This window comes from Pseudomonas fluorescens (assembly GCF_902498195.1).
GTDB classification, from domain to species: Bacteria; Pseudomonadota; Gammaproteobacteria; order Pseudomonadales; family Pseudomonadaceae; genus Aquipseudomonas; species Aquipseudomonas fluorescens_BU.
Genome location: NZ_CABVIY010000007.1, coordinates 165,498 through 187,901 on the forward strand (window position 1 = coordinate 165,498; position 22,404 = coordinate 187,901).

21 protein-coding genes are annotated in these 22,404 nt (G+C 60.4%); 17 read left to right on the plus strand and 4 right to left on the minus strand.

All coding sequences use genetic code 11. The annotated features are described in order from the left end of the window. Positions 1–10 precede the first annotated feature (10 nt). The gene (locus F8N66_RS24500; protein ID WP_150772616.1) at positions 11–1,594 is read left to right on the plus strand and encodes a hypothetical protein; all 1,584 of its coding nucleotides are present in this window, start codon (positions 11–13) and stop codon (positions 1,592–1,594) included. Between the two features lie 99 nt (positions 1,595–1,693). Further along, entirely contained in the window at positions 1,694–3,292 is a 1,599-nt protein-coding gene (locus F8N66_RS24505) for a hypothetical protein (protein ID WP_150772617.1), read from the plus strand. Between the two features lie 96 nt (positions 3,293–3,388). On the opposite strand, the gene uraH is transcribed toward F8N66_RS24505, so the two are convergent. Next, positions 3,389–3,742 (minus strand): hydroxyisourate hydrolase, encoded by a 354-nt coding sequence (uraH, locus tag F8N66_RS24510; RefSeq protein ID WP_095196830.1) that lies wholly within the window; start codon positions 3,740–3,742, stop codon positions 3,389–3,391. A gap of 434 nt (positions 3,743–4,176) precedes the next feature. On the opposite strand from uraH, the gene puuE reads away from it, so the two are divergent. The 8 genes from puuE to F8N66_RS24555 all read left to right on the plus strand — a co-directional run bounded on the left by puuE (position 4,177) and on the right by F8N66_RS24555 (position 12,350). Further along, positions 4,177–5,103: an allantoinase PuuE gene (puuE, locus tag F8N66_RS24515; RefSeq protein ID WP_150772618.1), complete on the plus strand. Its 927-nt coding sequence runs from the start codon at positions 4,177–4,179 to the stop codon at positions 5,101–5,103. After that, complete coding sequence (gene uraD / locus F8N66_RS24520) at positions 5,100–5,615, plus strand: 2-oxo-4-hydroxy-4-carboxy-5-ureidoimidazoline decarboxylase (RefSeq protein ID WP_150772619.1); 516 nt, start codon at positions 5,100–5,102, stop codon at positions 5,613–5,615. The genes puuE and uraD overlap by 4 nt, the downstream gene beginning before the upstream one ends. Positions 5,616–5,701: 86 nt before the next feature. Then, a complete protein-coding gene (gene alc / locus F8N66_RS24525) occupies positions 5,702–6,697 on the plus strand; it encodes an allantoicase (protein ID WP_150772620.1) in 996 nt (331 codons plus the stop codon). Between the two features lie 139 nt (positions 6,698–6,836). Further along, positions 6,837–7,340: an ureidoglycolate lyase gene (locus F8N66_RS24530; protein ID WP_150772621.1), complete on the plus strand. Its 504-nt coding sequence runs from the start codon at positions 6,837–6,839 to the stop codon at positions 7,338–7,340. 50 nt (positions 7,341–7,390) lie between these two features. Continuing rightward, entirely contained in the window at positions 7,391–8,695 is a 1,305-nt protein-coding gene (locus F8N66_RS24535; protein WP_150772622.1) for a urate hydroxylase PuuD, read from the plus strand. A gap of 195 nt (positions 8,696–8,890) precedes the next feature. Next, positions 8,891–10,243, plus strand: coding sequence for a nucleobase:cation symporter-2 family protein (locus F8N66_RS24545; protein ID WP_150772623.1), 1,353 nt, complete (start codon positions 8,891–8,893; stop codon positions 10,241–10,243). 160 nt (positions 10,244–10,403) lie between these two features. Then, complete coding sequence (locus F8N66_RS24550; protein WP_150772624.1) at positions 10,404–11,189, plus strand: outer membrane protein OmpK; 786 nt, start codon at positions 10,404–10,406, stop codon at positions 11,187–11,189. Positions 11,190–11,564: 375 nt separating this feature from the next. After that, the gene (locus F8N66_RS24555; RefSeq protein ID WP_150772625.1) at positions 11,565–12,350 is read left to right on the plus strand and encodes an outer membrane protein OmpK; all 786 of its coding nucleotides are present in this window, start codon (positions 11,565–11,567) and stop codon (positions 12,348–12,350) included. 87 nt (positions 12,351–12,437) lie between these two features. On the opposite strand, the gene F8N66_RS24560 is transcribed toward F8N66_RS24555, so the two are convergent. After that, positions 12,438–13,592: a patatin-like phospholipase family protein gene (locus tag F8N66_RS24560; protein WP_150772626.1), complete on the minus strand. Its 1,155-nt coding sequence runs from the start codon at positions 13,590–13,592 to the stop codon at positions 12,438–12,440. A gap of 35 nt (positions 13,593–13,627) precedes the next feature. Then, positions 13,628–14,560 carry a lipid A biosynthesis lauroyl acyltransferase gene (locus tag F8N66_RS24565; RefSeq protein WP_150772627.1) on the minus strand — a complete coding sequence of 311 codons (933 nt, stop codon included), beginning with the start codon at positions 14,558–14,560 and terminating at the stop codon, positions 13,628–13,630. 118 nt (positions 14,561–14,678) lie between these two features. On the opposite strand from F8N66_RS24565, the gene minC reads away from it, so the two are divergent. The 7 genes from minC (at position 14,679) to F8N66_RS24600 (ending at position 21,615) form a co-directional block, all read left to right on the plus strand. Continuing rightward, positions 14,679–15,416 (plus strand): septum site-determining protein MinC, encoded by a 738-nt coding sequence (minC, locus tag F8N66_RS24570; RefSeq protein WP_150772628.1) that lies wholly within the window; start codon positions 14,679–14,681, stop codon positions 15,414–15,416. A 200-nt stretch (positions 15,417–15,616) separates the two neighbouring features. Beyond that, positions 15,617–16,429, plus strand: coding sequence for a septum site-determining protein MinD (gene minD, locus F8N66_RS24575; protein WP_060541535.1), 813 nt, complete (start codon positions 15,617–15,619; stop codon positions 16,427–16,429). Positions 16,430–16,432: 3 nt separating this feature from the next. Then, entirely contained in the window at positions 16,433–16,687 is a 255-nt protein-coding gene (gene minE, locus F8N66_RS24580; protein WP_007974947.1) for a cell division topological specificity factor MinE, read from the plus strand. A 177-nt stretch (positions 16,688–16,864) separates the two neighbouring features. Continuing rightward, on the plus strand, positions 16,865–17,500 hold the full coding sequence (locus F8N66_RS24585; RefSeq protein WP_007944430.1) for an RluA family pseudouridine synthase: 636 nt from the start codon (positions 16,865–16,867) through the stop codon (positions 17,498–17,500). 210 nt (positions 17,501–17,710) lie between these two features. Next, entirely contained in the window at positions 17,711–19,000 is a 1,290-nt protein-coding gene (locus tag F8N66_RS24595; RefSeq protein WP_150772629.1) for a M18 family aminopeptidase, read from the plus strand. 190 nt (positions 19,001–19,190) lie between these two features. Beyond that, the gene (locus tag F8N66_RS31560; protein ID WP_191623050.1) at positions 19,191–19,367 is read left to right on the plus strand and encodes a hypothetical protein; all 177 of its coding nucleotides are present in this window, start codon (positions 19,191–19,193) and stop codon (positions 19,365–19,367) included. A 76-nt stretch (positions 19,368–19,443) separates the two neighbouring features. After that, a complete protein-coding gene (locus tag F8N66_RS24600; RefSeq protein ID WP_150772630.1) occupies positions 19,444–21,615 on the plus strand; it encodes a mechanosensitive ion channel family protein in 2,172 nt (723 codons plus the stop codon). Here the strand turns inward: F8N66_RS24600 and F8N66_RS24605 are convergent. After that, positions 21,591–22,304, minus strand: coding sequence for a UTRA domain-containing protein (locus tag F8N66_RS24605; RefSeq protein WP_150772631.1), 714 nt, complete (start codon positions 22,302–22,304; stop codon positions 21,591–21,593). The genes F8N66_RS24600 and F8N66_RS24605 overlap by 25 nt on opposite strands. Positions 22,305–22,404: the final 100 nt, after the last annotated feature.

The window sequence follows — 22,404 nt, forward strand, 5'->3', positions numbered from 1 at the left end:
AGTGACTGTCATGGCCCCAAAACCGCCTAAGAAAATCAATAAACCCACTACACCGGATAGCGACCCCTCTATCAGGCCTCCTACTTCCGAGGAAGGCGTATCGATCCCGCGTGATTCCTCCGACAGTATTGCCGGACTACTCCCGGATGATTTGAGCGCCTCCCTCAATGCATCGGGAAACCGACGAAACGAAGGCGAAGCGGGCAGCGCTTCCCGCCAACCCGAAGTGGAGGTCCAGGATATTCAGGCGTCCGGCCCCACCGCGGGCCAATCCACGGAAACAACAGCGGATATCACCTTCCTCCCGGGACCGCTCGCCGCCAGTTTGACCAGGCCTCAAGCCGACGGGCTACGGTACGGCAAACACCAAAGGATCTACGCAGAAATCGAAAATGAAGGCGTGACCCTGGTCCGTCGTGACGCGAATGGCGAATACCGGGCGGCATCGCCCAATAAACTGGATGCCACAGGCCCGTTACTGGAAAGAGTCGCCGGGACAGACTTTTGGCGAAGAAAAAGCGCCGAAGAGCAACCCGGACCGAGCAAGCGACCACGTCTGGATGAGGACACCAGTGATACGTCCGATACGGAATCTTTCGCTGCGGGTCTGCTCACGCAGGATTCGCCCATGGATCTCTCCTCGGCGTTATGGCGCAACTGGGGAACCGCGACAAAGCCTCAATCGGGAGAATCCATTGCGATCGATGGGCTGCACTACCGAATCGTGCCTGGTGGAGCACCGGACAGCACCCACGTCGCCTATCTTGAACATCCTCACTTTTCACCTTCTCGCTATGCCGATTTCGAACAGATGCTGCACGATAATCCAACGCTGCAACCCAGATGGGCGGTGAGACAGGACAACACATGGCGAGTGGTGGAAAGCAGTCGGCCATTCGACAAAAACCTGACCGGGTACGTCAGCGTTACATTCAGGGATTTCTCGGACACCTCGCTGAGCACTGTCGCCAGGGCGGTGTTCAATCGGGCGAACAATGCCGAAGTGATCAACGCCTTCGGTCTGATGGTCCTGCACCAGACCTTTCGCAACTGGATCTCCCCTAGCCGCGCACGCGCCCCTCGACGCGAACTGGCCGACCCGCTGCTGATGCTGCCTGTCGCTTCCAGACTGCCGAGCAGCAATGGCTGGATAACACTACCCCCTCCCGACGCCGCTGGAGCACTACGACGGCTGGACTTCGCGCCTGAACATTTTCCAGTGGAGTGGACCAACTACACCAGCGACCCGTCCGATTACAACCTCAAGCGTATGGTGGGCAGCGTATTGGTGCGTAACGGTTACGACGTTTTCCCACTGACGCAAGACCACCGAGCGCCCCTTCTGGTGTTTACCCGCCGTAATCATGATGCGGTTTTTTTCCTGAGACTCGAACGTGTCAACGGCGAAAGTGTCAGGGAGATCACCTCGCCCGGTGATGAATTGTCCAATCCACAACTGCCAAGCCTGATTGGCGAACCTGCCCGAGCAGCGCTGCTCAGCGCATACGATCAGAACAGACTGGTCTGGCTGCTTGGCGGTCCCCAGGAAAACCCTTCGGGACTGAAGTCCGTTTTCCTCATCAGGGAAGGTTGATGTTCAGTCCAGAACGCCTGAGCGATGAAACGCTCAGGCACTCGATCTGTAAGGCCTCCCCACCGTTACACAGCATTCAGACAAGAACAGGATGTTCAAATGAGTCCAAAAAATCCGCTTCGACCAAAACCCCCTAAGTCTTCCAGTGAGAATCCGACCGGCAGACGCGATACAACGACGGACGTGTTGCCCGGGCGCCCGATCAATCTGCCGGGCGATCAGTCCGGTCAGACACCGGGACATCGATTCCCGGAAGGCTCCCACCCTCTCGACGTCCAGCCCTCGGGGATCCTGATAAGCGACCTGCCCCCGGACACACACATCAGTCGAATCGCCAACGCCCTGCCGATCACTCATTACTATCTCCCTGAGCGAATCGTAGACAGATTGCCCGCTCCTGATCCGCAGAGCGGCATTCGCTCCATTGTTTCAGGGCGTCAATATGTCGATCTGGCGGACGGGGGAACCGTGGCTCTGGGTATCGATGCCGCAGGTCATTTCAGGGCAAAACAGATGACCGAACTCATTGCGTCCGGCCCACGCCTGGAACGTATCGAGGGAGCAAACCAATGGCGCATGATTCAGTCGCCCAGCGCCGATGATGGTGATTCGCAACTGATCATTACACGCCACCCTCTACCGGAAGATGAACCCGCGCAACCTGGTCCGTCCAAACGCCCTCGTGTCGATGAAGAGCGGCCGCCTACCCAGGCAGAAACCAACGCCACAGCCGAACCCTGGATAAACTGGGCAATCACCAGCCAACAGGCTTCGCCCGATGACGTGACCATTGCAGGCATTCGTTACGGGACCTTGCCACGCGGTGATGCCCCGAATCATCCTATTGTTTACATCAGGAGCCCTGCGCATCAGCTCTACGACTTTGATGTGATGCACACGACCCTCAGTCAGGACCTCGCGCAGCAACCCCGAGGGGTCATTCAGGTTCCGCCGGCCAACCATTGGCAAATCGATCCGAACCTGCCCTTCGAAAAAGCGCTGCCCGACTACGTCGCCACTTATTTCTCGGACTTGACAGACGTTGCCCAGCTGAGTATCGCCAGAGAGCAATTTTCACGGGCCAACGGCTCCAGCCTGGCGACAGGTGTGGGGTTGACGACCCTCAGGCAACTATTCAATGACTGGAAGACCTCGAACATCGCGCCAAGGCCGGAGCTGGCTGATCCGTTGCTCATGCTCCCGATTACGCCATTTTCCGCCGGTCGGGGCACCGCCCGGAAGGTAGAGCTGACCTACCTGACCCGCGGATCACCGCTACATCGGCTGGAGTTTGATACGCACAAGTTCCAGCGTGAGTGGGATTACTACATGACCACCCAGAATGGCGTCGACCTCAAGCGATTCATGGCAACCCTGCTGGTACGCAATGGCTACACCGTCTTTGATCCGACCCCCGCCCAAACCTATCCGATGCTGGTGTTCGGGCGCGCAGGGCATGATTTTGTGTTCCACATGACCTTGCATCGCGTCAGGGGCAATAACATCAATGTGCCCCCCACCGATATCCGCAGCTTGTCAGCCGCCCGATTACTCGAACAGATCGGCCCTCCCGCCCTGCAAGCCGTTCAAAACGCCCAGGCGGCCGGCAAGCTGATCTGGCTTAAAGGCGGCAGTCAGGTCTGGCTTGGTCACGGGGACCGGGCCTTTATCGTGAGAACCCATGATCCAAATGCCTAAAGCGCCGCGCGAAAAAAAGCCCGCAGTGTGAGCGGGCGAAAGACCAAAGAAGCTATATGCGCAGTCGCTTCCAGGGTGAGGCAGCTGCTTGGGGGATCAGCTGCCGCGGTACGTGGAATAGCTGTACGGCGATATCAACAAGGGTACGTGGTAGTGATCCTGTTCCGCCGAGATGCCAAAACGCAGCACCACCACATCCAGGAACGCAGGTTCCGGCAGCTGGACCCCACGGGCGCGGTAGTAATCCCCCGCATGAAACTGAACCTGATAGACCCCGGTGCGGTAGTCATCACCTTGCAACAGCGGTGCGTCGACACGGCCATCGCTGTTGGTTGTCGCAGTGGCGACCAATTCCAGCTGCGAACCTTCAACACGGTACAACTCGACCTTGATCGAGCTGCCCGGGCAACCGTGTGCAGCGTCCAAAACGTGTGTAGTCAAACGTCCCATTGATTCTGCGCGCCTGCCTGCGTGGAAGCAGTCAGACCTCGCGCCTCCCGAAGTCAGTTGAAAAGGAGACCGCACCGATTCGGAGCACGAAAAGCTGCGGCGAGCGATTGATTAAGACACTTTTAAAAAAAATTGTACACAATAAAAACGACATTTTTGCGACCCACGGCGCCATCCATGGATTTGCCGACGTTTTGCCGTTAAAGCATACCCTTGCTGACCCTCATGACCGATAGCTGACTGAACAGGCAGGTTTCTTGCAGGTTCGCTCAAATACCACGCAAAGATGACCGTTAACGAAAAATGCGAAAAATCAGGCTTACAAAGTGAATATAAAGTTGTATACAATCAGCCCATCGCTGTGACGCCAGCCTTACTTTCATGTACAGGCTCGCCACACCAACCTGTCAACACGAATAAGAAGGAAGACTGCAGTGAGCGCTGACTACCCACGCGACCTGACCGGTTACGGCAGTAACCCTCCTCACCCACACTGGCCGGGCAATGCTCGCATCGCCCTGTCCTTCGTGCTCAATTACGAAGAAGGTGGCGAGCGCAATATCCTGCACGGCGATAAAGAATCCGAAGCGTTCCTCTCGGAAATGGTCTCGGCGCAGCCGCTGCAAGGCGCGCGCAACATGAGCATGGAATCGCTGTACGAGTATGGCAGCCGTGCCGGCGTCTGGCGGATTCTGAAGCTGTTCAAGGAGTTTGACATTCCGCTGACCATCTTCGCCGTGGCCATGGCCGCCCAGCGCCACCCGGATGTGATCCGCGCCATGGTCGATGCCGGCCATGAGATCTGCAGCCACGGCTACCGCTGGATCGACTACCAGTACATGGACGAAGCCCAGGAACGCGAGCACATGCTCGAAGCGATCCGCATCCTCACCGAAATCACCGGTGAACGTCCGCTGGGCTGGTACACCGGTCGCACCGGCCCGAACACCCGTCGCCTGGTGATGGAAGAAGGCGGTTTCCTCTACGACAGCGACACCTACGACGACGACCTGCCCTACTGGGAACCGAACAACCCGACCGGCAAGCCGCACCTGGTGATCCCGTACACCCTGGACACCAACGACATGCGCTTCACCCAGGTCCAGGGTTTCAACAAGGGCGACGATTTCTTTGAATACCTGAAAGATGCGTTCGACGTGCTGTACGCCGAAGGCGCCGAAACACCGAAGATGCTGTCGATCGGCCTGCACTGCCGCCTGATCGGCCGTCCGGCGCGTCTGGCTTCGCTCAAGCGCTTTATCGAATACGCTAAAGGTCATGAACAGGTGTGGTTCAGCCGTCGCGTCGACGTTGCACGTCATTGGCACGAAACCCACCCGTACCAAGGGGCCGCGAAATGAGCGCCTTTCAAACATTGAAACCCTCGACCTTGAGCCGCGACGCCTTCGTCGCCGCTTTCGCCGACATCTACGAACATTCGCCATGGGTGGCCGAAAAGGCCTTCGACCTGGGCCAGGATGCGTCGATCGACCAGATCGAAACCCTGCACCAGCGCATGAGCGACATCCTGTTGAGCGCCGATCATGCCAGCCAGCTGGCCCTGATCAACGCTCACCCGGACCTGGCCGGCAAAGCCGCCGTCCAGGGCCAGTTGACCGAAGCCAGCACCAATGAACAGGCTGGCGCCGGTATTCACCAATGCACGGCCGAAGAGTTCCAGCGCTTCACCGAGCTGAACGACGCCTACAAGGCCAAGTTCAAGTTTCCCTTCATCATGGCGGTAAAAGGCAGCAACCGGCATCAGATCCTCGCGGCGTTCGAAACGCGCATCCACAACCCGGTCGACACCGAGTTCAAGTGCGCGCTGGCGGAGATCAACAAGATTGCCCTGTTCCGATTACTGACCCTATAGCAAGCCTTGCCCGAGTATTTAAAACGCGAAAATACCCAGGGCACTGCAAGCATCCCAAGCCAACTTATTAAAGGCAGACAAGAAGAATGAAAGCTTACGCCGTACCTTTCGAGAAGTTCGTCAACCTGGCCGACGCCCGCCTGGGCACCAAAATCATCTCGGTCACCGATGACTGGTTCGCAGACGCCAACCGTCTGTTCCAACCGACCCCGGCCGTGTGGAAGGAGGGCGTGTTCGATGACAACGGCAAGTGGATGGACGGCTGGGAGTCGCGCCGCAAGCGCTTCGAAGGCTACGACAGCGCCGTGATCCGCCTGGGCGTACCGGGTTCGATCAAAGGCGTGGACATCGACACTTCATTCTTCACCGGCAACTTCCCGCCATCGGCCTCCCTGGAAGCCTGCTTCCTGGCATCCGGTGAGCCGAACGAAAATACCCAGTGGGTTGAAGTGCTGTCCGCCGTCGAGCTGCAAGGCAACAGCCACCACTACCACGAAATCAGCAACGACCAGGCGTTCAGCCACCTGCGCTTCAACATCTACCCGGACGGCGGCGTGGCCCGTCTGCGCGTGTATGGCGTGCCGTTCCGCGACTGGTCCGCTGTGGGTGACAACGAGCAAGTCGACCTGGCCGCAGCTCTCAACGGTGGCCGCGCCCTCGCCTGCTCCGACGAACACTTCGGCCGCATGAGCAACATCCTCAACCCGGGCCGTGGCATCAACATGGGCGACGGCTGGGAAACCGCACGCCGTCGTACCCCGGGCAATGATTGGGTGATCGTCGCCCTGGGCCACCCGGGCGAAATCGAGAAAATCGTCGTCGACACCTTGCACTTCAAGGGCAACTACCCGGACAGCTGCTCGATCCAGGGCGCGTTCGTGAAGGGCGGCACCGACAGCCAGATCGAAACCCAATCGCTGTTCTGGCGCGAACTGCTGCCAAGCCAGAAACTGGAAATGCACGCCGAACACACCTTCGCCGAGCAGATCAAGGCCCTGGGCCCAATCACCCACATCCGCCTGAACGTATTCCCGGACGGTGGTGTGAGCCGCCTGCGCGTACTGGGCAAGGTCGCTAAGTAATGCTGAGCCTGTAGGAGCTGCCGCAGGCTGCGATCTTTTGATCTTGATCTAAAAAGCACAGTCAAAAGATCGCAGGCTGCGCCAGCTCCTACAGGGAATGCAGTGAACCGAACATACATTTGAAGATAAGAAGACCAGCATGCGCACATTGACGATTGAACCGCTGACCAAAGAAGCCTTCGCCCCTTTCGGTGACGTGATCGAAACCGACGGCAGCGATCACTTCATGATCAACAACGGTTCGACCATGCGCTTTCACAAACTGGCGTCGGTGGAAACCGCCACGCCAGAGGACAAGGCGATCATCAGCATTTTCCGCGCCGACGCGCAGGACATGCCGCTGACCGTCAGCATGCTGGAGCGTCATCCGCTGGGCAGCCAGGCGTTCATTCCGCTGCTCGGCAACCCCTTTCTGATCGTGGTCGCGCCACTTGGCGATGAACCTGTATCAGGCTTGGTCCGCGCCTTCGTCACCAACGGCAGGCAGGGCATTAATTACCATCGCGGCGTCTGGCACCACCCGGTGCTGACGATCGAAAAGCGGGATGACTTCCTGGTGGTTGATCGCAGTGGCACAGGCAATAACTGCGATGAGCATTTTTTCAAAGAGGATGAGCGTTTGATCCTCGCCCCCCACCAATAAGAGAAGGTCTGATCACTCGACAACAGAGTGACAGGCGAGAGGTAAAGACTGTGGAAGCACATCTGTTGGAATGGCTGAACCTGAGCGTGCGCTGGGTTCACATGATTACTGGCGTGGCCTGGATCGGTGCGTCGTTCTATTTCGTCTGGCTGGAGAACAACCTCAATCGGGTCAACCCGAAAAGCGGTCTGGCCGGTGATCTGTGGGCGATCCATGGCGGCGGTATCTATCACCTGGAAAAATACAAACTGGCCCCACCGACCATGCCGGACAACCTGCACTGGTTCAAATGGGAAGCCTACTTCACCTGGATGTCGGGGATCGCGCTGCTGTGCGTGGTGTTCTACTCCAACCCGACGCTCTACCTGCTGGCGCCCGGCAGCACCCTGAGCGGCCCTGAAGGCGTGGCCATCGGTATCGGCTCGCTGTTCATCGGCTGGTTCATCTACTCCTTCCTCTGCGACTCGGCCCTGGGCAAACGCCCTGCCCTGCTGGGTTTCATTCTGTTCGTACTGATCATCGGCGCCGCCTACGGCTTCAGCAAAGTGTTCAGCGGTCGTGGTGCGTACCTGCACGTCGGCGCGATCATCGGCACCATCATGGTTGGCAACGTGTTCCGCATCATCATGCCGGCACAGCGCGCCCTGGTGGCAGCCATCGCCGAGAACCGCACACCCGATCCGGCACTGCCGGCCAAGGGCCTGCTGCGTTCGCGTCACAACAACTACTTCACCCTGCCAGTGCTGTTCATCATGATCAGCAACCACTTCCCGAGCACCTACGGCAGCCAGTACAACTGGCTGATCCTGGCCGGGATCGCGGTGCTGGCGGTGTTGGTGCGTCACTACTTCAACACCCGCCACGACAGCCACAAATTTGCCTGGACCCTGCCGGTGGCAGCGGTGGGCATGATTTGCCTGGCCTATGTCTCCGGCCCGAAACCGATGTCCAGTGCCCCGGACGTGGCCAAGGCACCTGCCGCGATCGAGTACCAGCCGCTGCCGGAAACAGCAGTGGGTGGCGGTTTGAAACCGGCTGAAGCCAAACCCGCAGAGGCGCCTGCCGCCGCCCCGGCGCAAGCAGCCAACGCCGGCCCTGGCTTCGACAAGGTGCACAGCGTGATTCAGGAACGCTGCGCGGTCTGCCACTCGGCCAAACCGACCAGCCCGTTGTTCAGCGCAGCTCCCGCCGGCGTGATGTTCGACACCCCCGAGCAGATCCGCCAGAACGCTGCACGGATCCAGGCTCAAGCCGTCGCCAGCCAGATCATGCCACTGGGCAACATCACCCAGATGACCCAGCAGGAACGTGACCTGATCGGCGCCTGGATTGTTCAGGGTGCTCCGACCAATTAAGTAGCTGAAAGCTTCGCGAGCAAGGACCGCTCCTACAGGTATGACGCAAACCCCTGTGGGAGCGGGCTTGCTCGCGAAGGCGTCGGGTCAGTCAACAACGGTGTTGAATGTTAAGGCCTCTTCGCGAGCAAGCCCGCTCCCACAGGTTTGCCTGATGCAAAAAATCACAAGAATAAAAAAGATCCGAGGTGTTGCATGTCCGAGCTATCCGAAGCGCGCATCCCCGACGCACCCGCCATTCAGCGTTTGCCCCTCTTGCAACTGATCCTGGTTGGCCTGCAACACGTTCTGCTGATGTACGGTGGAGCCATCGCGGTGCCGCTGATCATCGGACAGGCCGCTGGCCTGAGTCGTGAAGAAATCGCCTTTCTGATCAACGCCGACCTGCTGGTCGCCGGCATCGCCACTATCGTGCAATCGCTGGGCATCGGCCCCGTGGGCATCCGCATGCCGGTGATGATGGGCGCCAGTTTCGCCGCCGTCGGCAGCATGGTCGCCATGGCCGGCATGCCCGGCATCGGCCTGCAAGGGATCTTCGGCGCGACCATCGCCGCCGGGTTCTTCGGCATGCTCATCGCCCCGTTCATGTCCAAGGTCGTACGCTTCTTCCCGCCACTGGTGACCGGCACGGTCATCACCTCGATCGGCCTGTCGCTGTTCCCCGTGGCCGTCAACTGGGCCGGGGGGGGTGCTCAGGCGGCGCAATTCGGTTCTCCGATCTACCTAACTATTGCCGCGCTGGTGCTGGCTACCATCCTGTTGGTACACCGCTTCATGCGCGGTTTCTGGGTCAACATTTCCGTGCTGATCGGCATGTGCCTGGGCTACGTGCTGTGCGGGCTGATCGGCATGGTCGACCTCAGCGGCATGGCCCAGGCGCCATGGCTGCAATTCGTCACCCCGCTGCATTTCGGCATGCCGAAGTTCGAACTCGCGCCGATCCTTTCGATGTGCCTGGTGGTGGTGATCATTTTCGTCGAGTCCACCGGAATGTTCCTCGCACTGGGCAAGATCACCGGCCAGGACGTCTGCCCGCGCATGTTGCGTCGCGGTTTGCTGTGCGACGCTGGTGCTTCGTTCTTCGCCGGTTTCTTCAACACCTTCACCCACTCCTCCTTCGCCCAGAACATCGGCCTGGTGCAGATGACCGGCGTGCGCTGCCGGTCGGTGACCATCGTCGCCGGGGGCTTGCTGATCGTCCTGAGCCTGTTGCCTAAGGCCGCGTTTCTGGTGGCCTCGATTCCACCGGCCGTGCTTGGCGGGGCGGCGATCGCGATGTTCGGCATGGTCGCCGCCACCGGGATCAAGATTCTTCAGGAAGCCGACATCGGTGATCGTCGCAACCAGCTGCTGGTGGCGGTAAGCATCGGCATGGGCCTGATCCCGGTGGTAAGACCGGAGTTTTTCGCCCACCTGCCGGTGTGGATGAGCCCCATCACCCACAGCGGCATCGCCATGGCCACCCTCAGCGCCCTGTCGCTGAACCTGTTGTTCAACATCCTTGGCGGCAGCGAACGCGCCGCCGCCAACGACTGCCACGCCCACTAGATAGGTAACGACACCAATCCCTGTGGGAGCGGGCTTGCTCGCGAAGAGGCCATCAGCTTCGACATCACTGTTGACTGACACACCGCTTTCGCGAGCAAGCCCGCTCCCACAGGGTTGGGGTTTCCTGCGCCTTGAAAATAAAAACAAGAGGGAGCAACACATGATTCGTACACAGACAAACATGCTGTTGGGCGGTGGACTTCTGGCGGCGAGCCAGGCCATGGCCGGCGATCTGCTGCTGTGGCAAACCAACAGCCTGAGTTACCTGTACGGCAAGGATTTCGCGGTCAACCCGTCGATCCAGCAGACGATCACGTTCGAACACGCCGACCGCTGGAAGTACGGCGACAACTTCCTGTTCGTCGACAGCACCTATTACAACGGCGAGAAAGACCGCAACAAAGGCGTGCACGCCTATTACGGCGAATTCAGCCCGCGCCTCTCGTTCGGCAAGATTCTCGACCGCCGTTTCGAATTCGGCCCGATCAAGGACGTGTTGCTGGCCATGACCTACGAGAATGGCGAAGACGACAGCGAGGCCTATCTGATCGGCCCCGGTTTCGACCTCAAGATTCCGGGCTTCAACTTTTTCACCTTGAATTTCTACTATCGCCAGACCGAAGGCTCGCGTCCCGGCGATGATGTCTGGCAGGTCTCGCCGGCCTGGTCCTACACCGTGCCCCTGGGCAATTCGAGCCTGTTGATCGACGGTTACCTCGACTGGGTCGTCGACAACGACCAGAACGCGCGCGGCACCTATCACGCCAACCTGCACTTCAACCCGCAGATCAAATATGACCTGGGCAAAACCCTCGGCTGGGGAGAGAAGCAGGTGTATGTCGGTGTCGAGTACAGCTACTGGAAAGACAAGTACGGCATCGAAAACAACAGCAACCTCGACACCCACGAAAGCACCACCAGCCTGCTGGTGAAGGTGCATTTCTAAGATGACCCGCAACCGTGCCCCAAACCTGTCGTCGGTGCGCTGTTGCGGGGCACTTGAGACCTGGCCGAGGAGTCAGTATTCTCCGCGGCCGCCTGAATCCGCTTTAAAAAAAAGCCCGGATTTAATTCCTGACCAGAAAGCCAACTTATCCCGGCCCTGGACGGTACCAAGGCATCCCCAAACTCCTCTCAATCGACCGCTCAAGAGCGGCCGAGCGGGAGTTTTTTGTTTTTCCGAAAGCCTTGGCGCAGCTCTTGCTAACAGCACTAAAGCTGACCGAATGGATGATTTTTTACAGCGACAGAAAAAGGCGCCACACCAGAGCGCCGACCTTAAAAAAATAACGTGATACCACTACTTTTTGGGAGCAACCAAATGAAACGCACGTGCACGAGCCTGATGCTGGCGGGATCAATGCTGGCGGGGGGCCAGGCCATGGCCGGCGACTTGCTGCAATGGCAGAACAACAGCCTGACCTACCTGTATGGCAAGGACTTCCAGGTCAACCCGCGCATCCAGCAGACGGTGACCTTCGAACACGCCGATGGCTGGAAATACGGGGACAACTTCTTCTTCCTCGACAAGATCTTCTACAACGGCAAGGAAGACGCCTTCGCCGGTGAAAACACCTACTACGGCGAATTCAGCCCGCGCCTGTCGTTCGGCAAGATCTTCGACCAGAAGCTGGAGTTCGGCCCGATCAAGGACGTACTGCTGGCCATGACCTACGAGTTCGGCGAGAACGACACCGAGTCGTACCTGATCGGTCCGGGCTTCGACCTGGCCATCCCGGGCTTCGACTACTTCCAGCTGAACTTCTACAACCGTCACACCGAAGGCAGCCGTGCGGGCGATGACATCTGGCAGATCACCCCGGTCTGGTCCTACACCCTTCCGGTGGGCGATTCGGACGTGCTGATCGACGGCTTCATGGACTGGGTGGTCGACAACGACGTCAACAAAAAAGGCGAATACCACGCCAACCTGCACTTCAACCCGCAGATCAAATACGACCTGGGCAAGGCGCTGAACCTGGGTGAGAAGCAGTTGTACGTCGGTGTCGAGTACGACTACTGGAAGAACAAGTACGGTATCGAAGACAGCCAGGGCTTCAAGACCGATCAGAGCGTGACCAGCTTCCTGGTCAAGGTGCACTTCTGATTTAACGGCAAAAGATCGCAGGCTTCGCCAGCGCCTACCCTGGGCCGCGTTCCCCTGTAGGAGCTGCCGGAGGCTGCGATCTTTGTTTTAAGGCAACCCCAGAAAACGGCACAACTCATCCTTCTTGGCCAACGCATCCCGCCACCCCAGATCGATCAACTCGCTGCAATACCCCGCCTCGAACAGCAAATAACTCAACACCCCCGCCCCGCTGGTCCTGGTCGCCCCCGGGCCGCGCAGGAACAGGCGCAATGCCGCCGGCAATTCCTGGCGATGCCGTGCGGCGATCTCATCGATCGGCTGGCTCGGTGAAATCACCAGCACTTCCACAGGCGCCACGCCCAGGGTCCGGGTGGGTGTGCCATCGGGCATGAGGTGACTGAACTGGTTCAAGCGCTGCAACAACTCGATATCGCTTTCCAGGCTGTCAATGAACGTACTGTTGAGCATGTGCCCGCCGATCTGCGCCAGGGTCGGTTGCTGCCCGGTGTAAGCGCGTTGCAGCGGTTGCTGCGGATCGACGCCGCGCGGGTTGCCGCTGACGCCCACCACCAGCACCCGGCTGGCGCCCAGATGCAACGCCGGGCTGATCGGTGCCGATTGGCGCACCGCGCCATCGCCGAAATACTCTTCGCCGATCTTCACCGGGGCAAACAGCAGGGGAATGGCCGAACTGGCCAGCAGGTGTTCAACGGACAGTTGGGTCGGCACGCCAATCCGCCGATGGCGCAACCAGGCGTCGATGGTGCCGCCGCCCTGATAGAAGGTGACCGCTTGTCCGGACTCGTAGCCGAACGCCGTCACCGCCACCGCGTGCAATTGCTTGCGGGCGATGGCTTCGGCGATGCCGTGCATGTGCAACTTGTCGTTGAGCAGGCCGCGCAGTGGCGAACTGTTGAGCAACGCCACCGGCACCTGGGCGCCAAGGCCCAGCAAGCTGTGACTGACAAAGCGACTGGCCTGGCGGATCACGCCGGGCCAGTCGCTGCGCAACACCAGATGACTGCGAAAGCCTTGCCAGAAGGCGGTCAGGCGTTCGATGGCCGCGCGAAAATCCAGGGCTCCGCTGGCCAGGCTGACCGCATTGATCGCCCCGGCCGAGGTGCCGACGATCACCGGAAACGGATTGTCCGCGCCCAATGGCAGAAGCTCGGCAATCGCCGCCAGCACACCCACCTGGTAGGCCGCCCGGGCCCCGCCGCCGGAAAGAATCAACCCTGTAACCGGTTCAGCGGGACTCATCGCAACACTCCATGGTGCCTATTGGGTTCGGTCGATCAACCGCGTTTGGCGTACAACTTGGGCTCGCCCGGTGGACGGCTCTTGAAGCGGCGATGGGCCCAGAGGTATTGCTCGGGGCAATCGCGCAACACGCCTTCGATCCACTGATTGATGCGCAGGCAATCGGCTTCCTCGGTTTCGCCGGGGAACCCTTCGAGCGGTGCGTGGATCACCAGGCGATAGCCGCTGCCGTCCGCCAGGCGCTCCTGGGTGAACGGCACCACCAGCGCCTTGCCCAGCCGCGCAAACTTGCTGGTGGCGGTGACCGTCGCGGCCTGGATGCCGAACAACGGCACGAAAATGCTTTGCTTGGCGCCGTAGTCCTGGTCCGGTGCATACCAGATCGCCCGGCCTGAACGCAGCAACTTGAGCATGCCGCGCACGTCTTCACGCTCCACCGCCAGGGAGTCGAGGTTGTGCCGCTCGCGACCGCGACGCTGGACGTAGTCGAACAATGGATTCTTGTGCTCGCGGTACATGCCGTCGATGGTGTGCTGCTGGCCGAGCAAGGCGGCGCCGATTTCCAGGGTGGTGAAATGCACCGCCATCAGGATCACGCCCTTGCCTTCGCGCCGGGCCTGCTGCAAATGCTCCAGCCCTTCGATGTGGGCCAGTTTCGCCAGACGCTCGCGCGACCACCACCAGCTCATGGCCATTTCGAAAAAGGCGATGCCGGTCGAGGCGAAGTTTTCCTTGAGCAGGCGCTTGCGCTCGGCCGCGGACTTTTCCGGAAAACACAGCTCCAGATTGCGCCTGGCAATGCGCCGTCGGTCGCCGGCCGCTCGATACATCAGGGCGCCCAGACCACGGCCGATCCACAGCAATGCCGGGTACGGCAACTGGACAATCAGCCACAACAGCCCAAGGCCCAGCCACAGCGGCCAGAAACGTGGCGATAGAAAGGATGTTCGAAAACGCGGGCGGTCCATTAATGCTTCCACAAAGACAATGGCCGCGCATTCTACATCGTTCGACCCGGCTTGCGGCCTGCGGGCGTTCTCGTTATAAGTCTCGGCACTTTTAGTGACAAGTCGTTGTATGCCGACCATGAGCCAAACCGAACCGCTAGACCAAGATCCCGTGTTCCAGCTGAAGGGCAGCATGCTCGCCATTACGGTGCTGGAACTGGCCCGTAACGACCTCGAAGGCCTCGATCGGCAATTGGCCGCCAAGGTCGCCCAGGCCCCCGGTTTTTTCAGTAATGCGCCGCTGGTCCTGGCCCTGGACAAGCTTCCGGCCCATGAAGGCGCGGTCGATCTGCCGGGACTGATGCGCGTATGCCGCCAGCACGGCCTGCGCACCCTGGCCATCCGCGCCAGCCGCATCGAAGACATCGCCGCCGCCATCGCCGTCGACCTGCCGGTGCTGCCACCGTCCGGCGCCCGTGAGCGGCCGCTGGAGCTGAATGAAAGCGTCGTGGCGAAAAAACCGGAAAAACCACCGGAACCCACGATCAAGCCGACGAAAATCATCACCTCGCCCGTGCGCGGCGGCCAGCAGATCTATGCCCAGGGCAGCGACCTGGTGGTGATCTCCTCGGTCAGCCCGGGGGCGGAACTTCTCGCCGATGGCAACATCCATGTATACGGCCCCATGCGAGGTCGCGTACTGGCCGGGGTCAAGGGCGACACGAAAGCCAGGATTTTCTGTCAGCAAATGAGCGCTGAACTGGTTTCCATCGCCGGTCATTACAAGGTGTCCGAGGATCTGCGTCGCGATCCGCTCTGGGGTTCGGGCGTACAGGTCAGCCTGTCGGGCGATGTGTTGAACATCATTCGGCTTTAACGGATACTGCCGCATTTTCCAAACATCTCTAAAACGTAGCGAAAACGGCTCAAACGAAGTAGGAAAAAGGACAAAAGCAGTGTTTATCAAAGGTAAACGCCGCCCAGAACCGAATTCCAGCCAAGGCTGTTCGACTGCAGTAGTTTTCCAGAGATGTTTTTCAGGGGCTAAAAGTCCTTTTTCCTTAGGGGTGAAACACCTTGGCCAAGATTCTCGTGGTTACATCCGGCAAGGGTGGTGTGGGTAAGACCACCACCAGCGCCGCTATCGGTACCGGCCTCGCTCTGCGCGGCCACAAAACAGTGATCGTCGACTTCGACGTCGGCTTGCGTAACCTCGACCTGATCATGGGTTGCGAGCGTCGCGTGGTGTACGACTTCGTCAACGTCGTCAACGGCGAAGCCAACCTGCAGCAGGCCCTGATCAAAGACAAGCGCCTGGAAAACCTCTACGTGCTGGCCGCCAGCCAGACCCGCGACAAAGACGCGCTGACCGTCGAAGGCGTGGAAAAAGTCCTGATGCAGCTCAAGGAAGACTTCGAGTTCGTGGTCTGCGACTCCCCGGCGGGCATCGAGAAAGGCGCGCACCTGGCCATGTACTTCGCTGACGAAGCGATCGTCGTGACCAACCCGGAAGTGTCCTCGGTCCGTGACTCCGACCGCATGCTCGGCCTGCTGGCCAGCAAGTCCCGTCGCGCCGAGCGCGGCGAAGACCCGATCAAGGAACACTTGCTGATTACCCGTTATCACCCGGAACGTGTGAGCAAAGGCGAAATGCTCGGCGTAGAAGACGTCAAGGAAATCCTCTCGGTGGCGCTGCTCGGCGTGATCCCGGAATCCCAGGCGGTGCTCAAGGCATCCAACCAGGGCGTTCCAGTGATCCTCGACGACCAGAGCGATGCCGGCCAGGCCTACAGCGATACTGTTGACCGCCTGCTGGGCAAGACCGTGGACCATCGTTTCCTCGATGTACAGAAGAAGGGATTCTTCGAGCGCCTGTTTGGAGGCAACTAAGCAATGAACCTTTTTGACTTCTTTCGTGCCAACAAAAAGCAAAGCACCGCGTCGGTAGCGAAAGAGCGTCTACAGATCATCGTGGCGCACGAACGCGGCCAACGCAGCACCCCGGACTACCTGCCAGCCTTGCAGAAAGAACTGGTCGAGGTGATTCGCAAGTACGTCAATATCGGGTCCGATGACGTGCACGTCGCACTGGAAAGCCAGGGCAGCTGCTCGATTCTGGAACTCAATATCACCCTGCCAGATCGCTAGTCGATCCGGCTGGAGCCACGGCGGTTCAGGCTTTCAGGGCTTTTGTAGGAGCTGCCGCAGGCTGCGATCTTTTGATCTTGTTTTAACGCAAATCAAAAGATCGCAGCCTGCGGCAGCTCCTGCATTAGACACTGGGAGTTCTGAGCCGCCGTTGGCGTTTGTTACGAGGCTGTTTTAATGCCGTTGTCCAACGTCCACATCATCCACCAGGACGCCGCCGTGCTGGTGGTGAACAAACCGACCCTGTTGCTCTCCGTGCCCGGCCGGGCCGACGACAACAAGGACTGCCTGATCACCCGCCTGCAGGAAAACGGCTACCCGGAAGCGCGAATCGTCCATCGCCTGGATTGGGAAACCTCCGGCATCATCCTGCTGGCCCGCGATCCCGATACGCACCGTGAACTGTCCCGGCAATTTCACGACCGTGAAACCGAAAAGGCCTACACCGCTCTGTGCTGGGGCCAACCCGAACTGGACAGTGGCAGCATCGACCTGCCGTTGCGCTACGATCCGCCGACCAAGCCTCGCCATGTGGTCGACCATGAGTTCGGCAAACATGCCCTGACGTTCTGGCGCGTGCTGGAGCGTTGCGGCGACTGGTGCCGCGTGGAACTCACGCCGATCACCGGCCGGTCGCACCAATTGCGCGTGCATATGCTCTCCATCGGCCACCCGCTGCTCGGCGACGGGCTCTACGCCCACGAACAAGCCCTGGCCGCCTGGCCGCGCCTGTGCCTGCACGCCAGCATGCTCAGCTTCACCCACCCGCAGACCGGCGAACGCCTGCGCTTCGAGTGCCCCGCCCCGTTCTGAAGCAGATGTACCCCCCTGTGGGAGCGGGCTTGCTCGCGAAGGCGGTCTGCCAGTCACTATTGATATCGACTGACACACCGCCTTCGCGAGCAAGCCCGCTCCCACAGAAGATCTCATTAAGATTCAGCTCACGCGCTACCCCACCCACACGCCGCCGCCAATTCTGCGACCAATACGTTAAACTGGCGCCATTGCTGTCTGGAGCTATTTATGCGCGAAGAGTTGAACCAAGGCCTGATCGACTTCCTCAAGGCCTCCCCTACCCCGTTCCATGCCACCGCCAGCCTGGTTCAGCGCCTGGAAGCGGCGGGCTATCAGCGCCTTGACGAGCGCGAGCCATGGCACACCGAAGCCAACGGTCGCTACTACGTCACCCGTAACGACTCTTCGATCGTCGCGATCAAAATGGGCCGTCACTCGCCGCTGCACGGCGGGATCCGCCTGGTTGGCGCCCACACCGACAGCCCGTGCCTGCGAGTCAAGCCGCAACCGGAACTGCAACGCCAGGGCTTCTGGCAGCTGGGTGTCGAAGTCTACGGCGGTGCCCTGCTGGCGCCGTGGTTCGACCGCGACCTGTCGCTGGCCGGCCGCGTGACGTTCCGCCGTGATGGCAAGGTCGAAAGCCAGCTGATCGACTTCAAGGCACCGATCGCCATCATTCCGAACCTGGCCATCCACCTCAATCGTGAAGCCAACATGGGGTGGGCGATCAACGCCCAGACCGAGCTGCCACCGGTGCTGGCGCAATTTGCCGGCGACGAGCGCGTGGATTTCCGCGCCGTAATCACCGACCAACTGGCCCGCGAGCACGGCCTGAACGCCGACGTCGTGCTGGATTACGAGCTGAGTTTCTACGACACCCAAAGCGCCGCCGTCATCGGCCTGCACGGTGATTTCATCGCCGGCGCGCGCCTGGACAACCTGCTGTCGTGCTACGCCGGCCTGCAAGCGCTGCTGACCGCCGACACCGACGAAACCTGCGTGCTGGTCTGCAACGATCACGAAGAAGTCGGTTCCTGCTCGGCCTGCGGTGCCGACGGCCCGATGCTCGAACAGACCCTGCGTCGCCTGTTGCCCGAAGGCGATGAGTTCGTGCGCACCATTCAGAAATCCCTGCTGGTCTCGGCCGACAATGCCCACGGCGTACACCCCAACTACGCGGAAAAGCACGACGCCAACCACGGCCCGAAACTCAACGCCGGCCCGGTGATCAAGGTCAACAGCAACCAGCGCTACGCCACCAACAGCGAAACCGCCGGGTTCTTCCGTCACCTGTGCATGGCCGAAGAAGTGCCGGTGCAGAGTTTCGTGGTGCGCAGCGACATGGGCTGCGGTTCGACCATCGGCCCGATCACCGCCAGCCACCTGGGCGTACGCACCGTGGACATCGGCCTGCCGACCTTCGCCATGCACTCGATCCGCGAACTGTGCGGCAGCCATGACCTGGCACACCTGGTCAAAGTGCTGAGCGCGTTCTACGCCTGCCGCGAGTTGCCGTAACCCCTGAACGTCTTCGTCGATCGCCTTCGCGAGCAAGCCCGCTCCCACTTTTTGAATGCATTTGAAATGTGGGAGCGGGCTTGCTCGCGAAGGCGGCAGCACGGACAACGATGAATTGATGATTCACCTCGCCGCTACCCATCCAAAAGCCACCTAGACTTCAACTATCCCTCCCGACAAGGCAGTCGCCATGATTTCATTGTCCTCGTTCCACGCCATGCTGGTCCCGATTCTTGCCGGGATGATCCTGCTGGCACTTGGCTTCAACTTTCGCGACAAAAACCTCGGCGTGTTCGCCATGTGGATCGGCATGCTGACCATTCTGGCCACGGTGATTTTCAAGATCCTCGCCAAACTCAACGAATAAATCCCTCTCTGACTCGCATTGATTTTGACGGGCTCGTACACTCGGTCGACCCGCTCACCCCGAGGTTGACCGCCCAGTGTTCGCTCGTCTTTGTGCCCTGCCGTGCTTTTTCCTTGTCTGCCTGATGACGCTGCTGCCGCTGGCGCCTGCCCAGGCGGTCGGCTTGCCGAGCCTGCTCAACAGTTCGGCGAAGACCCAGCCGGAGGCGCAGGAACCCCTCGGGCAATCCCTCGACGAAGTGATCAAGTCCCTGGAAAACGATCAGCAGCGGACCAAGCTGCTGGCGGATTTGAAGAAACTGCGCGACGCCACGAAAAAGGCCCAGCCGGCCACCGAAGAGGGCGTGCTGGGCCTGATTGGCGGGACGCTGGCCAGCTTCGAAAAGCAATTCACCGGGGCCGACAGCCCGCTCACCCGCTGGTCTGACGAATTCGACCTGGCCAAAGACGAACTGACCGCCCTGGTGCTGCCCGCCAACGAATGGCTGCCGATCATCTTCGCCTTCGCCGTGATCCTGGCAGTCTGGAGCCTGCTGGCGGCGGCGCTGATCTGGATCAGTCATCGGGTCCGCATGCGTTTCGGCCTGACCGAAGAGCTGCCGCAACACCCCAGGGCCCTGGACATGCTGCGCTTCGCCCTGCGCAAGCTCGGTCCGTGGCTGATTGCCCTGGTCATCACGGTGTACATGAGCTACGCCCTGCCCTCGTCGCTGGGCAAGAGCCTGGCCATGGTCCTGGCCTATGCGCTGGTGGTCGGCACCTGTTTTTCCGCGGTCTGCGTGATCGCTTTTTCCCTGCTCGACGGCCCGCATCGCCACCGCGCCCTGTACATCCTGCGCCATCAGGCCTTTCGCCCGTTGTGGCTGATCGGCAGCTTCGCCGCGTTCGGCGAAGCCCTCAACGACCCGCGCCTGATCGACAGCCTGGGCGTGCACCTGGCGCACTCCGCCGCGACGGTGGCCAACGTCCTGGCCGCGATATCCACGGGTTTTTTCATCCTGCGCTTTCGTCGTCCGATCGCCCACTTGATCCGCAACCAGCCCCTGTCCCGACGCCTGACCCGTCGCGCGCTCAGCGACACTATCGAAATCCTCGGCACCTTCTGGTACGTGCCAGCGTTGGTGCTGGTGGCCATTTCATTGTTCGCCACTTTCGTTTCAGCCGGCGATACCAGTACCGCGCTGCGACAGTCACTGATCTGCACCGTGCTGCTGGTGTTGTGCATGGTCATCAACGGCCTGGTACGCCGCCATGCCCTGAGGCCACAACGTGGCGTGAAGCGCCATGCGCTGTATTCCGAGCGCCTGAAAAGCTTCTTCTACACCCTCGCGCACCTGCTGGTCTGGCTGGCGTTCATCGAACTCGGCCTGCGGGTCTGGGGCATGTCGCTGATCCGCTTCACCGAAGGCGAAGGGCATGAAATCAGCGTCAAACTGTTCAGCCTCGGTGGCACGCTGATCTTTGCCTGGCTGATCTGGATCCTCAGCGACACCGCCGTGCACCACGCCCTCACCCGCTCACGCAAGGGCCTGGCCAACGCCCGCGCGCAGACGATGATGCCGCTGATCCGCAACGTGCTGTTCGTGGCCATTTTCATCATTGCCTTGATCGTCGCCCTGGCCAACATGGGCATGAACGTCACGCCGCTGCTGGCCGGTGCCGGCGTGATCGGCCTGGCCATCGGTTTCGGCGCGCAATCGCTGGTGGCCGACCTGATCACCGGGCTGTTCATCATCATCGAAGACTCCCTGGCCATCGACGACTACGTGGACGTCGGCGGTCACCTGGGCACGGTGGAAGGCCTGACCATCCGCACCGTGCGCCTGCGGGACATCGACGGCATCGTCCACACCATTCCCTTCAGCGAAATCAAAAGCATCAAGAACTACTCGCGGGAATTCGGCTACGCGATCTTCCGGGTCGCAGTCCCTGCCAGCATGGACATCGACAGTGCGATCAAACTGATGCGCGAGGTCGGCCAGAAAATGCGCACCGACCCGCTGCAACGGCGCAACATCTGGTCGCCGCTGGAGATCCAGGGGGTGGAAAGCTTCGAATCCGGCAACGCGATCCTGCGCGCCCGCTTCAAGACCGCGCCGATCAAGCAGTGGGAAGTCTCGCGGGCGTTCAACCTGTCACTCAAACGCCACCTGGATGAAGCCGGGATGGACCTGGCGACGCCGCGGATGAGTGTGCAGGTGATCACCGCGGGCGGCGGCCCGGATCAGACCACATCCACGCCGACGTGAATCGCATCGTGGCGCCAGAACTCCAGGTCACAATCGATCAACCGCTCGTGCTGATCGTAATTGACCCGCGCAATGCGCAACCCAGGGCTCCCCACCGACACCCGCAATGCCGCGGCCGCGTCCACTGACAACGCCGTCGGCACAATCTCGAAACGCACACGCCCGTAGTGCAGGTCGTAGTGCCGTGCATACAACTCGGTGATCGACTGATTCAGGTCGAAAGCCAGAATCCCCGGGAAATATTGCGGGTTCAGGTAATGCTCCACGTACAGCACCAGCCGCCCGTCGATGCGTCGCGAACGGCAGATCTGAATCACGCTGGACAGCGCCGGCAACTGCAACCAGGCACAGACCGCCGCCGACGCCGGCTGCAATCGCGCAGAAATCACCTCGGTGGACGGCACTCGCCCCTGGGCGCTGACCATTGCGTGAAAGTGACTGCGCTGCATCAGGTTGTAGGCCAGTCGCGGCGGCGAAACGAACCAGCCACGCCGCTCCTCACGATAAATCTGCCCCTGGGCCTCCAGCTGCAACAACGCCTCGCGCACCGTGATCCGAGTGGTCCCGAACAATTCGCTGAGCTTGCGCTCGGCCGGCAGCTTGCTCCCCGGTGCCAGCAACCCGTGATCGAGTTGTTCCTGAAGCACCTGGCCGATGGCTGTCACCGCTTTTGTTGCCTCATCACGCATCAACGTTACCTATCTGGACTAGACCAGCACAGTTTCGGGGCAGAACCGCACGATAAAACGGCGTTTCAAACATCCTGCAAGCGTAGGCATTGCAGATGAC

Coding starts and splice junctions, on each gene's coding strand:
- F8N66_RS24555 (WP_150772625.1), top strand. CDS start 11,565: ATGAAACGCACGTGCACGAGCCTGATGCTGGCGGGATCAATGCTGGCG.
- F8N66_RS24565 (WP_150772627.1), bottom strand. CDS start 14,560: ATGGACCGCCCGCGTTTTCGAACATCCTTTCTATCGCCACGTTTCTGG.
- uraD (WP_150772619.1), top strand. CDS start 5,100: ATGAGCGCCTTTCAAACATTGAAACCCTCGACCTTGAGCCGCGACGCC.
- F8N66_RS24545 (WP_150772623.1), top strand. CDS start 8,891: ATGTCCGAGCTATCCGAAGCGCGCATCCCCGACGCACCCGCCATTCAG.
- F8N66_RS24500 (WP_150772616.1), top strand. CDS start 11: ATGGCCCCAAAACCGCCTAAGAAAATCAATAAACCCACTACACCGGAT.
- F8N66_RS24550 (WP_150772624.1), top strand. CDS start 10,404: ATGATTCGTACACAGACAAACATGCTGTTGGGCGGTGGACTTCTGGCG.
- F8N66_RS24605 (WP_150772631.1), bottom strand. CDS start 22,304: ATGCGTGATGAGGCAACAAAAGCGGTGACAGCCATCGGCCAGGTGCTT.
- uraH (WP_095196830.1), bottom strand. CDS start 3,742: ATGGGACGTTTGACTACACACGTTTTGGACGCTGCACACGGTTGCCCG.
- minC (WP_150772628.1), top strand. CDS start 14,679: ATGAGCCAAACCGAACCGCTAGACCAAGATCCCGTGTTCCAGCTGAAG.
- F8N66_RS24505 (WP_150772617.1), top strand. CDS start 1,694: ATGAGTCCAAAAAATCCGCTTCGACCAAAACCCCCTAAGTCTTCCAGT.
- alc (WP_150772620.1), top strand. CDS start 5,702: ATGAAAGCTTACGCCGTACCTTTCGAGAAGTTCGTCAACCTGGCCGAC.
- F8N66_RS24595 (WP_150772629.1), top strand. CDS start 17,711: ATGCGCGAAGAGTTGAACCAAGGCCTGATCGACTTCCTCAAGGCCTCC.
- F8N66_RS31560 (WP_191623050.1), top strand. CDS start 19,191: ATGATTTCATTGTCCTCGTTCCACGCCATGCTGGTCCCGATTCTTGCC.
- F8N66_RS24585 (WP_007944430.1), top strand. CDS start 16,865: ATGCCGTTGTCCAACGTCCACATCATCCACCAGGACGCCGCCGTGCTG.
- F8N66_RS24530 (WP_150772621.1), top strand. CDS start 6,837: ATGCGCACATTGACGATTGAACCGCTGACCAAAGAAGCCTTCGCCCCT.
- minE (WP_007974947.1), top strand. CDS start 16,433: ATGAACCTTTTTGACTTCTTTCGTGCCAACAAAAAGCAAAGCACCGCG.
- F8N66_RS24560 (WP_150772626.1), bottom strand. CDS start 13,592: ATGAGTCCCGCTGAACCGGTTACAGGGTTGATTCTTTCCGGCGGCGGG.